Here is a 12,633-nt window from a genome sequence, read left to right as displayed (position 1 = left end):
GAAGAGGACACGATGGGCGCATGCTCGAATCCCTGGGCCTGTCGACGGCCGAAGAGGCGCTGTACCAGACGCTGATCGAGGTCTCGCCGATCACCGCCGCCGACCTTGAGCGGCTGGCCGGCCCGCAGGCCGCGCTCTGCGCGAGGCTCCAGGAACTCGGCCTGGTCACCCGGCTGCCGGAGGATCCGCCCAGGTACGCCGCGGTCGCCCCGAGCATGGGCCTCGACGCGCTGATCAGCGCCAGGGCCAGGGCGCTGACCGCCGCCCGGGGCCGCATCGCCGGGCTCAGCGCCGCCTTCCACCGGGCGGGCACCGAGCGCGACGCCGCCGGGCTGGTCGAGGTGGTGATCGGCAGGCAGGCGGTGAACGACCGCTTCGAGCAGCTCCAGCGGGAGACGCACCGCTCGATCCGGGTGTTCGACGCGCCGCCGTACGCCGGGGTGGTCGGGGCGAACGCGCGCGAGTTCGACCTGCTGGCAAGGGGCGTGAACTACCGCGTCCTGTACGACAGGAAGGCGATGGAGCTGCCCGGGGCGCTGACGGTGGTCACCGACTACATCACCGCCGGCGAGCAGGCCAGGGTCGGCGAGGTGCCGATGAAGCTCGTCCTGAACGACCGGCCGACGGCGATCGTGCCGCTGCGGCACGACCGGCACCTGGTCGAATCCGCGCTGGTGGTGCACGACCCGACGCTGCTGGCGGCGCTCGGCGCGCTGTTCGAGATGAACTGGCAGCGCGCCGTCCCGCTGGGCGTGCGGCAGGGACAGGCCCGGCTGCCCGAGGAGCGGAGCCCCGCCGACGCGCACGAGGACCTGCTGCCCCTGCTCATCTCCGGGCTGACCGACGCGGCCATCGGGGCGCAGCTCGGCTGGAGCGCGCGCACGGTGCGCAGGCGGGTCCAGGCGATGATGGTCCAGCTCGACGCGCAGACCCGGTTCCAGGCCGGCTACCAGGCCGTTCTGCGCGGCTGGCTGCGGTGACGCTCGAAGCGCTCGGGCTGGGCCCGGCCGAGGAGGAGCTCTACGAGCTGCTCGTCGAGTGCTCGCCGGCCACCCTCGACCGGCTCGCCGCGGGCTTCGCCGGCTCCGGCCTGCCCGCGCTGCTGGCCGGGCTGGAGAGCAAGGGCCTGGTCGACCGGCTGCCGGACGAACCGGCGCGGTACGTCGCCGTCGCCCCCGACGTCGCGCTCGACGCGCTGCTCACCGTCGCCGAAGAGGGGCTCGCGCGAGCCAGGGAGCGCGCCGCCGACCTGGACGACGCCTTCCAGCAGCGCGCCTCCGGGCAGCAGCCGCCGCTGGTGGTGGAGGTGATCACCGGCGCCGCCGCGGTGCGGCAACGCCTCCTCCAGCTCCAGCGCGCGGCCCGCCACCAGGTACGGACCTTCTCCCAGCCGCCGTACTTCGACCGGCACGCCAGCGTGGCCGCCCACCGCGAGCTGCTGGACCGCGGCATCACCAGCCGGGTCATCTACGAGCGCGACTTCATCGACCGGCCGGGCGCGCTGCGGCTGATCGAGGGGATGATCGGCGCGGGCCAGCTGGCGCGGGTGCTGCCCAGCCTGCCGATGAAGCTCTATCTGGTCGACGACCGGTTCGCGCTGCTGGTGCTGCGCTACGAGTCACCCGACTCCGCGGCGCTCCTGGTGCACCCCTCGGGGTTGCTGGAGGCGCTGAGCGGGCTGTTCGAGGGGATCTGGGCGCGGGCGCTGCCGATGCGGCTGACCGGTTCGCGCGAGGCGCCGCAGGACGACGAACGGCTGATCGCCCTCCTGCTGACCGGCCTGACCGACGAGGCCATCGCCCGCCAGCTCGGCATCGGCTACCGCACCGCCCAGCGGCGCATCGCCGACCTCATGGCCAGGCTCGGCGCCCACACCCGCTTCCAGGCCGGCGTGCAGGCCGCCCGCTCCCAGGCCCGCAGCACCCCGCAGGACCCGCACGGCCCGTACGGGCGGCCGGGCTCATGAGCCTCCCTGACCGGCCGGCGGTGGGGTGACGGGCAGCCGCCCGGTGCGCATGGCCACGGCCCCGAGGGCGGCCGACGCCGCGAGACAGAGCCAGGCGAACACATCGCCGATACGCGCATATATCGTCGGATCACTGGCGACAGGCACATACGCCGTCATTGTCTGCTGCCTGGTGGTGAAGTAGTCGGCCGAGGTGAGCGTCCGGCCCTGCGGGTCGAAGACCGCGGCCAGGCCGTTGCTGGCTTGCCGGATCAGCGAGTAACCGTTCTCCACCGCCCGGACGGCCGCCTTCTCGGTGTGCGTGGCGCCGAAGCCGTACCAGTCGTTGGACGGCACCAGCATCAGGTCCACGTCGGCGGCCTGCCTCATCAGGGCGGGGAAGTCGGCGTCGAAGCAGATGACGTTGGCCAGGCGGCCGAACGGGGTGCCGGCGGTCGGCACCCTGCCGTCCCCGGGGGCGAACGGGTCCATGCCCGGCACCGGGCGGGCCTTCTCGTACGTCCAGCGGGCCCGTCCGTTCGGATCGACGAGCACCGTCTCGTTGCGCATGTACGGCGGCGCGCCTGTGATCACGATCAAACCGGCGTCCACATAGCTGCCGGTCCGGACGGCGACCGCGGCGATCGCGTCGATCAGCCGCTGCTTGTCGGCCTCGCGTGCCGCACCGCCCGCCTCCGGCCAGACCACGATCCTGGCTCCGGCCCTCGCCTCCCGTTCGGTGGCGGTCAGCAGGGAGTCGTTGACCGGGGCGAACGCCCGCCGAACCGTGTCGGGATCGGCCCCGGCGAGCTGTTCCGGCGAGGGGAAGCCGTTCAGGGCCTTGTTGGACGCCTCCAGAACCGAACGTGCGGGACTGACCCCGGCCACCCGCACGGTCTCGCCGGACGGCGCCGCGAGCGCCAGGCGCATGCTTCCGCCGACGAGCACCAGCGTCAGCACGGTGGCGAAGGGCGCCACCCGCCGCCAGGTGAATCCGTCCTGCCAGAGGTGGTTGCAGACGGCGGCGAACCAGGCGATGAGGAAGCTGACTCCGTAGCCGCCGGTCACCGAGACGAGCTGGAGCAGCGGGAGGTTGTCGTGCTGGGTGGCGGCCAGCGAGCTCAGGATGTTGCCGACGGGACTGACGTTCGCGAGCGCGTACTCCACGCCGACCACCCCGAGGGGGAAGACCAGCGTGGCCCACGCGCCGGGTAAGCGCGCCGCGACGAGACGGTCGAGAACGTACGGCACGACGCCCGTCAGCGCCATGAACAGGGAGAGCGCCAGCACCGGGCTGAACACCGGCAGTCCGCTCTCATAGAGCCAGAACGTGGTGGACACCACGGTGGCGAGTGCGATGCCGCCCAGCGCCGGAAGCGTCCGGCTCGTGCGGGAGAAGCGCAACAGCAGGATCAGATGGATCCACGCCGCCCCGGCCACCTCCCACCGGCCGTGCGCGGCCACGAGCGAGAGGGCGGTTCCGGCAGCGAGCGCTGCCCAGCGAGTCACATGATTCATGCGGCGAATGTAGGCAGCGCGGCCCTCACCTCCCCATCCCGAACTCCCCCGAACCGCAGTAGGGAATACCCCCGGCGGCGGCGGGCCGCCGGGACGGTTGGGGGCCGGTGGCGCGCCGGGGACGCGCGACCGGTAGCCTGACTTTAGGGCTAAACTTTGAGGAGGATTGAGCATGGCACGCACGATCGTGGTCAGCGGCGGCGGCACCGGCATCGGCAGGGCGGTGGCGGCCCGCTTCGTGGCCGACGGGGACCAGGTGGTGATCGTCGGCCGTCGCGCCGACGTGCTGGAGAAGACGGCCGCCGAGCTCGGCGCCCTCGCCCTGCCCGCCGACCTCAGCGACCCGGCCGACGTCGAACGGATGCGCGGCGAGCTGGCCGAACGGTTCGGCGCGATCGACGTCCTGGTCAACAACGCGGGCGGCAACGTCGAGGGGCGCGGCGGCACCGACGACCTCGCCGAGCGGTGGACGGCCAACTTCCGGGCCAACGTGCTGACCTCGGTGCTGCCCACCGAGGCGCTGCGCGACCTGCTCAATCCGGCCGGGCGGGTGGTGTTCCTCAGCTCCATCGCCGCCTTGCGGGGCTCGGGCGGCACGTCGTACGGGCCGATGAAGGCGGCTCTGCACCCGTACGCCTACGATCTCGCCGCCGCCCTCGGGCCGCGCGGCATCACGGTGAACGTGGTCGCGCCGGGGTTCATCGAGGACACCGAGTTCTTCGGCGGCGCCCTGGACGACGACCGCCGCGCCACCCTCGTCGCCCAGACCTGCACCGGCCGCCCCGGCACGCCAGGAGACGTCGCCGAGACCGTCCACTGGCTCGCCTCACCCGGCGGCGGTCATGTCACCGCCCAGGTCGTCCAGGTCAACGGCGGCGCCGAACGTGGCCGCTGACCTGCCCCGCGACGGAGCCGACGCGATCCAGGACGCCTGGCGGCGTGAGCTGCCGGGCGTCCCGGTGGACTCGATCGGGGTCATCACCCGCATCTGGTGGGCCGCCAAGGTCTTCGGCGACGAGCGCCGCCGCCTGCTCGCCGGTCTCGGCGTGGACGTCGCGACGCTGGACCTGCTGTCCACCCTGCGCCGTTCCGGGCCGCCGTACCGGATGAGCCCCGGCGCGCTGGCCGAGGCGTGCATGGTGACGCGCGGCGCGATCACCCAGCGCGTGGAGCGGGCCGTCACGGCGGGCCTGGTCGAACGGACCACCGCCGGATCGGGCTACCACACCCGCGCGGTCACCCTCACCGAGGCCGGCCACGCCCTGCTCGACCGCGTCGTCGCCGGTCTGCTCACCGCGGAGGACCGCCTCGTCGGCCACCTGCCGCTCCAGCGCCGCGAGCAGCTCGCCGACCTCCTGCGCGAACTCCTCGCCGGGTTCGGCGGCCCCGAGCCGACCGGCCAGGTCGGCGACTGACAGTGATGATGGAGATGAGCGCTTCCCACCAGGGTTTGACCCAGCGACTGACTGACCTCGGGTCCTCCACCGGATCTGTCAGCCCTGGCTGGGAGGCGCTCACCTGCACTCACCGGACGCGGCACCTGTGACTTCATAGGAGCCTGGCCAGAGGCCCCATCACTGTCTTGTCCGCTTGCCCGGCCGGTGCGTGCCGCCCTGCCCCTCGGTCAAGACGACAGGACGACGATGACCCCCATTACACCCGACAATCCGGCGATCAGCGAAGTCGCCGGCGGTGTGGACACCCACCAAGACACCCACACCGCAGCCGTGATCGACCCGGTCGGCAGAGTGCTGGGAACCGAGCAGTTCCCCGCCACCCCGGCCGGATACGCCGACCTGCTGGCCTGGATGCGCGCTTTCGGGCACCTGACACGCGTCGGGGTCGAGGGCACCGGCGTCTACGGAGCCGGGCTCACCCGCCTGCTCCGGGCCGAGCACCTCGACGTGATCGAGATCGACCGGCCTGACCGCAAAGCCCGCCGTTTTCAGGGCAAGTCAGACCCGATCGACGCCATCGCCGCCGCCAAGGCCGCGCTCGCCGGCGACCGCACCGGCACCCCCAAGCAGCGCGAGGGCCGCGTCGAGGCGCTGCGCACCCTGCGTATCGCCCGCCGCAGCGCGATTGACCAGCGTGCCGACACCCAACGGCAGATCAAGGCTCTGATCGTCACCGCCCCGGACGCGCTGCGCCAAAGCCTGCGCGGCCTGACCACCACAAAGCTGATCGTCACCTGCGCCGGCCTGGCCCCTGACCGCGACCACGCCGCCGGCCCTGCCACCGCCACCCAGCTCGCGCTGCGGTCCCTGGCCCGCCGCCACCAGCAGCTGTCCGCCGAGATCGCCGACCTCGACGAACTCCTGGACGCCCTGGTGGCGGCGATCAACCCGCGGCTGACCGCCACCTACGGCGTGGGCACCGACACCGCCGGGCAGCTCCTGGTCACCGCCGGCGAAAACCACGACCGGATCCACAGCGAAGCCGCCTTCGCCATGCTGTGCGGCGTCGCGCCGATCCCCGCCTCCTCCGGCAAGACCACCCGCCATCGCCTCAATCGCGGGGGCGACCGCCAAGCCAACGCAGCCCTCTACCGCGTCGTCCTGTGTCGCCTGCGCTGGGACCCACGCACCCGTGCCTACATGGAACGACGCACTCAAGACGGCCTGTCCAAGAAAGAGATCATCCGCTGCCTGAAGCGCTATGTCGCCCGCGAACTCTACGGGCTCATCACAGCAAACGATCAGGAACACGTCGCTTGACATCCATAGGAGCATCACCCGGACGGCGGCTGCCACGCGACGCTCGTCCACCTCGACCGCATGCGCGAGCCTGGGCGGCGGGTTCTTCCTCAAGAAGCCGGGGCTCGTCTCAGGCTTCTCCGCCGCCGGGTCAAGGCAGCCGCGGCGGTAAAGGCCAGGGCCGCGCACCCGAGCTGGGCAAGGGCCGCAAAGGTGGGCACCGATGGCAGGGCCCCGAGATCGCCCAGGGCCGCCGCGGGCAGGAACAGCAGCAGCGCCGCCCGGCGCCCCACGGCCGACCGGCACGCGTACCCGGCCGCCAGCCCGACCACGACGAGCCACGGCACGGGCTTCCAGCTCACGATGTCCTGGTGGGTGATCACGTCCACCCAGCGCACGATGGCCTTGCTGGCGGTCAGCCCGACCACGGCGAGCGGCCCCCACAGCAGGAACGCGCGGCGCGGAACGGCCGTGATCGCGCGATGCGCCGCGGGCGCGAAGGCGATGGCGACGGTCGCGAGCTGGGCCAGCAGGACGGGGCCATGGTTCGGGAACAGCAGCGTGTCCACGTCCAGCAGGCGCGGGTTGCCGGCCCGGTACAGCACGAACGCGACCAGCGCGAGCACGGCGATCCACCGCCGCCCGAGCAGCACGGCCAGCACCGGCAGGGCCGCGATGACGATCGGCTCGGCCAGGTACAGCATCCAGATCGGCCGCTCCACAGTGGCGGCCCCCACGTTCTCCACGGCTTCGGCCCCCTGAAGCAGCCCTGTCGCCAGCTCACCTGCCAGCATCAGGAACGGCCACAGCGCCACGGCGAGCGCCAGCCCGGCGCGCCACGCCGGCGTGGATGCCGGGCCGAAGGCGCGCCGCCCGTGGACGCGCAGCGCGCCCCACAGTAAGTCCGCCGCGTCGGCCGGATGAGGACGGGTCTGGCCGGGCCGCGCTCCGGCGAGGAGCACGCCGATCATCTCTTCCTCATGCCGCGCCCGGTGGTCTCGCGGGTAGGCGGCCAGGAGGCGGCGGTAGCGGGCTTCGAGCAGGCTCATGCCGCTCCCCCCGAACCGATCGCGCGCAGACGTGCGGCGGCCGCCGTGGCATGCCTGCGCATCCGCTCGGCCTCCGCCGCCAGCCTCGTGACGCCGTCGCCGGTCAGCCGGTAGTAGCGGCGCACCCGGCCGTCGACGATCTCCTCCCGGTCCTCGGTGATCAGGCCCTCTTCCTGGAGTCGGTCGAAAGCGGCGTACAGAGTGCCGGCGCGCAGGCGAACCTGGCCGTCGGAGATGCGCTCCACATCGGTGATGACGCCGTATCCGTGTTGTGGACCGGCAGCCAGCGCGGTCAGGATCAGGAAGGTCGGCTCCTGCATCTGTCTCATGTGATCAATATATACCGGTCATCTACCTATCGACGGGACGGCCGTCACAACCGATCAGAGGACGAGGTGCGCCGGCACGACCGGGTTCGGCGTGGTGGCGGTCGCTGTCCCACCATGGCCAGGCTCTAGCGGCGGCGGCCGGTGGATTTTCTGGTGCAGGTGGTGCAGCGGCGGTTCCATGACGGTGTCGAACCGCCGTCGTCGTGCGCGCAGGAGCCGCCGATCGTCGTCGAGCAGGTTCCGCTGTAGGAGCGCGTACGGGTGCCGTCGTCGTCGGTGACGTCCGGGGGCTCTTGCTCGACGATCGCCTTGCTGCCCTTGCCGCCGCTCGGGCGCGCCCTGAACCATGTGGAGTTCTCGTTCGAGAAGAAGGAGCCCTTCGCGGCCTTCTTGCCGACCGCGGGGATCTGGCCGGACAGCAGGAGGTAATACCAGCCGAAACCGGATCTGTCGTTCTCGCAGTGCTTGTCGGCGGCGCGGACCCGGGTCTCCTCGCGGACGCAGATCTCGATGCGGTCATCCTCGTCCAGGATCATGTGGGTCACGCCCTTGCCGCCCTTCCTGGGAGCTCGGTACGTCAGGCCGGTGTACTCGCCGGTCACTCCCTTGCCGACCTTCTTGCCGACGGCGGGGATCCTCGCGGTAACGGTCAGGAGGCGGCGGGCGTAGCCCTTCTCCTTGTCGTCGCAGAACTGGTGATCGACCCTGATCGACGTGGCCTTCCTGACGCAGACCTCGACGCGATCCTCATCCGCGTCGTCCGTGCTGCCTGCCGAGGAGTCGCCGCTCCAGGCCTGTGGGGGCCGGACGGTCTGCTCGGGGGCAGGGGGTGTGGCGGAGCAGCCCGCGGCGAGGAGGAGTGCCGCCAGGGAGAGGCAGGCGAGGCGTAAGACGGTCGGCGACAAGGGACCCACTTTCCGGAAATATCGGCATATCGCAGTCCTGACGATCAACGGCTCGCCTCGGAACCGGGGTTCCCCCATTCAGGTAGGGCAGACTTCCCCTTCGAGCCGGCCGCGCCTGCTCCCGATCGCTGCGGTCCCGGTCCGCCGGCTAGGGACACGCCTTTCTGTACGGCAGCGCGCGTACGATCACCCGCCACTGGGCCGCGCTCAGCCCGCCCGCCTTTGCGCACACCGCCGCCGCCATCGCCTCCCCGCCCACGGCGTGCCGCCTGACGAGGCCGTTGCCGTCCACGGTCAGCACCGCCGACCCGTCGGGAGTGAACGCCACGCCGAGCGGCTGCCCGATCTCCGGGTCCTGACCGCCGCCCTCGTCGAGCAGCGTGCCCAGGTCCGTGCCCGACATCACGTCGACGAGCCGCACCCTGCCGCCCACCTGGAGGGTGGCCAGCAGGTCCTCGCGCGGCGAGTAGGCGGCGGGGACGCCGAACCCGCGCGCGGTGGCCAGCCTGCGGCGCGTGGCCACGTCCCAGACCGTCATCCGTCGCCGCGCGTCGAGCACCACTACCGCCTTGCCGGAGCGGGTGAAATACGCGCGCACCCCCTCGGCGTTCCTGCCGCCGCCGCCGAACGCCGGCCCCACGGCCTTGCCGCCGGCCGTCTCCAGCAGGTGTACGCGGTCGCCCGCCACCACCAGCGTCCGGCCGTCGGAGGAGAAGGCCGTGTACGCCGCCGCGCCCGCCTTGGCCGACCACACCCGCCGCCTGGTCCGCCGGTCCCACAGCTCGACCCCGCCCTGCTCGGTGACCACGGCCAGCCTGGCGCCGTCGGGGGAGAAGGCCGCCTGCGCGGCGGACGTGCGCAGCGTGCCCTGGACGGCGGCCGAGGCGGTGTCCACGATCCGCAGCTCGGGCCCGTACGTGGCGACGAAGCGGGAGTCCGGGCTGAACGCCGCGTTCTCCGCCTCCGGCAACGTGCCGATCTTCCGCCCGCCGACGGCGGACAGCTCGCCGTCGCGGAGCACGAGCCGCCCGTCGCCGCTCAGCGCCGCCGTGCCCACGAGGTGATCGTCGTTCTCGACGGCCAGGTCCGCCACGTCCACCGAGAAGACCTGGTCGCCGAGCAGGTAGCGGAACGTGCTTCCGTCGAAGGCCCCCTGCACCGCCTCCTCGTCCCTACCTACCTGGACCGAGGTGAGCAGATGCGTGTCCGACCTGCGCCAGAACTGGATGGACCGCGGCCCCACCGTCGCGATGAGGCCAGGGCCGAACACGGCCGCGCCGCCGTTCCAGGTGCCCTGGGTGCCGGCGCCGTCCTTGTCACCGATGACGTCCTTCGCCCCGGTCCTCAGGTTGGTCAGCTCCAGCAGGCGACCGCGCCGTGCGGCCCGCCAGACCCCGTCCCGGCTGAACGTGCCCGCAGGGGCGGGCCCGAGCGCCGTGGCAGCGCCGGTTCGCAGGTCCCAGCGGGTACGCCGGTCAGCCTCCTGGAGCAGGACGGAGTCGTCCCGCTCGAACGTCACGTCGACCCACTCGCTCGTGAAGTCCTTGGCAGTGGGGAAGGCGTAGTCGCTGATCGGCCTGCCACTGGCGAGGTCCACCGCGGTGGCGCGCCTGGCCGTCACGGTCACCAGCACCTTGCCCGACGGGCTCAGCGTCACGCTGTCCAGCGGCTCGGCCGCCCGGGTGGCGAGCGTCCGCAGGAGCCGGCCGTTCCGCACGTCCCACACGCGCGTCGTGGTGGAGTCGGCGCTGATCAGCGTGCGGCCGTCGGCGCCGAGCGTCCGTACCGTGTCGCCCGCGGTGGACGGGTCGCCGAACATCGCCGTCTCGCGTTGCGCCAGCGAGGCCACCAGGGCCGCTCTGGTGGCCGGCGTGTGGTCCAGTCGCCAGGCCGCGAGGCTCGCCAGCATCGCCTGGTGCGGGTCGCTCCGGCGGGTCGTGGTCGCCGCCGCCGCCAGCCTGGCCGCCTCCGACCTGGTCAGCTGCCCGGCGATCTGCTCGGCCCGGTCGTCGGCCACCGCGCTCTGCTGCACGGCCAGCCCGCCGGCCACCAGCGCGATCACCAGCAGCCCGCCCAGGCTCAGCGAGGTCAGCCGGGCCCGCCTGGCCCGGCGCCTGGCCAGGGTGGCCGCCGCGGCCAGGAAGTCGCGTTCGGTGGGCGACAGGGTGATGTCCCGGCGGGCGGTGGCCGCCCACTGCATCGCGTTCTCCAGGGTGCTGCCCTGGAACAGGTCGCCGTCCCGGCGTCCCGCCGCCTCCCAGCGTCGCGCCGCGGTGAGGATCTGCCGGTGTACGGCCAGGCCGTCGAGGTTGGACTCGATCCACCGGCGGTACCGCGGCCAGGCATGGGGCAGGGCCGGCCTGGCCAGCCGTACGCCGCCGTCCTGGTCGGCCAGGAGGTAGCCGAACACGGCAAGGATCCGCCGCACGGCGGCCGCCTCGCGCGGCGCCCGCCCCTCGACGAGCTCGGCCAGCTCGGCGTGCCGGGCCGACAGCTCGCCCGCCTCGTCCACCGTCACCAGCCGCAGGAACACCTCGGGGACCAGTTCGCGCTCGGCCGGGGCGAGCATCGTGTACGCCTGCTCGGCCAGCGTGCCGAGCGCGGGATCGTGCCCCTGCGCGCCGATCCCGGCGGCCCGCCGGCCGCCCTGGGCCAGCAGGCGGGACGTGTCGAGGGCGCCGTCGCCGCTGACCAGCGCCAGCAGCAGCTCGCGGGCGGTCGGCCGCTGGGCCGGCTCCTTCGACAGCGCCGAGGCGACCAGCCGGCGCAGCGTCCTGGGCAGCGCGGACAGGTCGGGGGTGGCCGACAACACCTGGTGCATGATGCTTCCCAGGTTCTCGGCGTGGAACGGATCACGGCCGGTGGCGGCGAAGACGATGACGCCTCCCCAGGCGAACACGTCCGCCGAGGCGTCCGCCCGCTGGCCGATGAACACCTCAGGGGCCATGTAGGTGGGCGTGCCGCTCACCACGCCGGTCGCGGTGAGCGACATCTCGGCGGTCCTGGCGATGCCGAAGTCGATCACACGGGGACCGTCCGGGCCCAGCAGCACGTTGTCGGGCTTGAGGTCGCGGTGGATCACCCCGGCGTCGTGGATGGCGGTCAGCGCCGTCGCGATGGCGGTGGCCAGGCGGTGCAGGTCGTCACCCGCGAAGATCCGGCCCGCCGTGCGCAGGCTCGGGCCCTCCACGTACTCGCTGACGATGTAGGGGCGCGGGCCCTCCAGCCTGGCCTCGACGATCGGCGCGGTGCAGAACGAGGCCACCCGCTGGGCGGCCGCCGCCTCCCGGCCGAGCTGCGCCACCTGATCGCCGTGCAGCACCTTGATCGCCACGCGGCGTCCGTCCTCGGCGTAGGCCTCGTACACCACGCCCTGGCCGCCGGCGCCGAGCCGCCCGGCCAGCCAGTAGCGGCCGAGCCGCTGAGGGTCTCCTTCGATCAACACGCTGGGTTTGATGCGCTCATCACGGACGAAGTTCCGCCCGAACTGCCGCGAAAAGAGTGCCGAACCCTTCTTGATCCGGACGCATCCAACCCTGACATGAACAAGATTCAGAATCTTGCCGCCCTGGCCGTGCTCCCCGTTGCCGCAGCTCTCGTGGCCCTCCCCGCGCAGGCGGCGGAGCGTCCCAGCTGTCCCGCCCCCTCCAAGGCGGACGTGCGGCGCTCGTCGGCCGCGAAGGTGGACAAGCCCGCGAGAGGCGCGGCGGCGATGAAGGGGGTCCGCGTCAACCACATCCCGAAGGGCTTCACCTACGGGCAGGTCCTCGTCAACAAGCACGACGGCATGGTCGAGTACAGCTACCAGTGGTCGGACGACCGCGACGACATGAGCCGCCGGCACCGGTCGCTGTGGGTCAGGGTGGTGTGCTGGCCGAAGGCGACCTCGGTGGCGCAGCTCAAGAACGCGCCGTTCCACATCGGGACCTTCTCCGGTGACACGACCACCACGAAGATCGGCGATCGCGAGGTGCTTCGCCAGGGGGGTGACGGCGCGCTGGGGGCCGGTGTGTACTCGGGCTGGGTCGAGCGCCCCGGAGTCGTCGTCACCGTGATGGCGACCCCGCCTCTCGTGCCGGGGCTGACGAAGATCATCAAGGGCGTCCGGCTCTGATCTCGACCCCGTACCGGCCCTGGGCCGACCGGAGCGGATCGCGAACCGATGAGGATTCCGCGCCGCGCCCGTCTGTA

General features: G+C 72.5%; 11 protein-coding genes. 6 read left to right on the top strand and 5 right to left on the bottom strand.

Annotation, left to right across the window (positions count from 1 at the left end; all coding sequences use genetic code 11):
• Positions 1-20: 20 nt before the first annotated feature.
• Positions 21-980, top strand: a complete 960-nt coding sequence (locus tag AB0J46_RS23705) for a transcriptional regulator (RefSeq protein ID WP_364335419.1) — start codon at positions 21-23, stop codon at positions 978-980.
• Entirely contained in the window at positions 977-1,966 is a 990-nt protein-coding gene (locus AB0J46_RS23700; RefSeq protein WP_364335417.1) for a transcriptional regulator, read from the top strand. Before AB0J46_RS23705 ends, AB0J46_RS23700 begins: the two co-directional genes overlap by 4 nt.
• On the opposite strand, the gene AB0J46_RS23695 is transcribed toward AB0J46_RS23700, so the two are convergent.
• A complete protein-coding gene (locus tag AB0J46_RS23695; RefSeq protein ID WP_364335416.1) occupies positions 1,961-3,463 on the bottom strand; it encodes a nitrilase-related carbon-nitrogen hydrolase in 1,503 nt (500 codons plus the stop codon). The two genes, AB0J46_RS23700 and AB0J46_RS23695, sit on opposite strands and share 6 nt — an antisense overlap.
• Before the next feature lie 172 nt (positions 3,464-3,635).
• Between AB0J46_RS23695 and AB0J46_RS23690 the strand changes: the two genes are divergently transcribed.
• The 3 genes from AB0J46_RS23690 to AB0J46_RS23680 all read left to right on the top strand — a co-directional run bounded on the left by AB0J46_RS23690 (position 3,636) and on the right by AB0J46_RS23680 (position 6,180).
• Complete coding sequence (locus AB0J46_RS23690; RefSeq protein ID WP_364335414.1) at positions 3,636-4,358, top strand: SDR family oxidoreductase; 723 nt, start codon at positions 3,636-3,638, stop codon at positions 4,356-4,358.
• Positions 4,348-4,878 carry a MarR family winged helix-turn-helix transcriptional regulator gene (locus AB0J46_RS23685; RefSeq protein WP_364335412.1) on the top strand — a complete coding sequence of 177 codons (531 nt, stop codon included), beginning with the start codon at positions 4,348-4,350 and terminating at the stop codon, positions 4,876-4,878. Before AB0J46_RS23690 ends, AB0J46_RS23685 begins: the two co-directional genes overlap by 11 nt.
• A 228-nt stretch (positions 4,879-5,106) precedes the next feature.
• Complete coding sequence (locus AB0J46_RS23680; RefSeq protein WP_364335410.1) at positions 5,107-6,180, top strand: IS110 family transposase; 1,074 nt, start codon at positions 5,107-5,109, stop codon at positions 6,178-6,180.
• 89 nt (positions 6,181-6,269) lie between these two features.
• Here AB0J46_RS23680 and AB0J46_RS23675 read toward each other — a convergent pair whose 3' ends face one another.
• The 4 genes from AB0J46_RS23675 to AB0J46_RS23660 form a co-directional block, all read right to left on the bottom strand.
• Positions 6,270-7,208 carry a hypothetical protein gene (locus tag AB0J46_RS23675; protein WP_364335408.1) on the bottom strand — a complete coding sequence of 313 codons (939 nt, stop codon included), beginning with the start codon at positions 7,206-7,208 and terminating at the stop codon, positions 6,270-6,272.
• Positions 7,205-7,537, bottom strand: coding sequence for a helix-turn-helix transcriptional regulator (locus AB0J46_RS23670; protein ID WP_364335406.1), 333 nt, complete (start codon positions 7,535-7,537; stop codon positions 7,205-7,207). Before AB0J46_RS23670 ends, AB0J46_RS23675 begins: the two co-directional genes overlap by 4 nt.
• 125 nt (positions 7,538-7,662) lie before the next feature.
• Positions 7,663-8,442 carry a hypothetical protein gene (locus tag AB0J46_RS23665; RefSeq protein ID WP_364335404.1) on the bottom strand — a complete coding sequence of 260 codons (780 nt, stop codon included), beginning with the start codon at positions 8,440-8,442 and terminating at the stop codon, positions 7,663-7,665.
• Between the two features lie 148 nt (positions 8,443-8,590).
• Complete coding sequence (locus tag AB0J46_RS23660) at positions 8,591-11,887, bottom strand: serine/threonine-protein kinase (protein ID WP_364335402.1); 3,297 nt, start codon at positions 11,885-11,887, stop codon at positions 8,591-8,593.
• 96 nt (positions 11,888-11,983) lie between these two features.
• Between AB0J46_RS23660 and AB0J46_RS23655 the strand changes: the two genes are divergently transcribed.
• Positions 11,984-12,556, top strand: a complete 573-nt coding sequence (locus tag AB0J46_RS23655; protein ID WP_364335400.1) for a hypothetical protein — start codon at positions 11,984-11,986, stop codon at positions 12,554-12,556.
• Positions 12,557-12,633 lie beyond the last annotated feature (77 nt).

This window comes from Nonomuraea sp. NPDC049758 (assembly GCF_040674635.1).
In the GTDB taxonomy this organism is placed as follows: Bacteria; Actinomycetota; Actinomycetes; order Streptosporangiales; family Streptosporangiaceae; genus Nonomuraea.
The sequence above is the reverse complement of the archived record's forward strand: the minus strand, read 5'-3'. Positions and strand labels throughout refer to the sequence as shown.

Coding starts and splice junctions, on each gene's coding strand:
- AB0J46_RS23705 (WP_364335419.1), top strand. CDS start 21: ATGCTCGAATCCCTGGGCCTGTCGACGGCCGAAGAGGCGCTGTACCAG.
- AB0J46_RS23695 (WP_364335416.1), bottom strand. CDS start 3,463: ATGAATCATGTGACTCGCTGGGCAGCGCTCGCTGCCGGAACCGCCCTC.
- AB0J46_RS23690 (WP_364335414.1), top strand. CDS start 3,636: ATGGCACGCACGATCGTGGTCAGCGGCGGCGGCACCGGCATCGGCAGG.
- AB0J46_RS23680 (WP_364335410.1), top strand. CDS start 5,107: ATGACCCCCATTACACCCGACAATCCGGCGATCAGCGAAGTCGCCGGC.
- AB0J46_RS23675 (WP_364335408.1), bottom strand. CDS start 7,208: ATGAGCCTGCTCGAAGCCCGCTACCGCCGCCTCCTGGCCGCCTACCCG.
- AB0J46_RS23670 (WP_364335406.1), bottom strand. CDS start 7,537: ATGAGACAGATGCAGGAGCCGACCTTCCTGATCCTGACCGCGCTGGCT.
- AB0J46_RS23655 (WP_364335400.1), top strand. CDS start 11,984: ATGAACAAGATTCAGAATCTTGCCGCCCTGGCCGTGCTCCCCGTTGCC.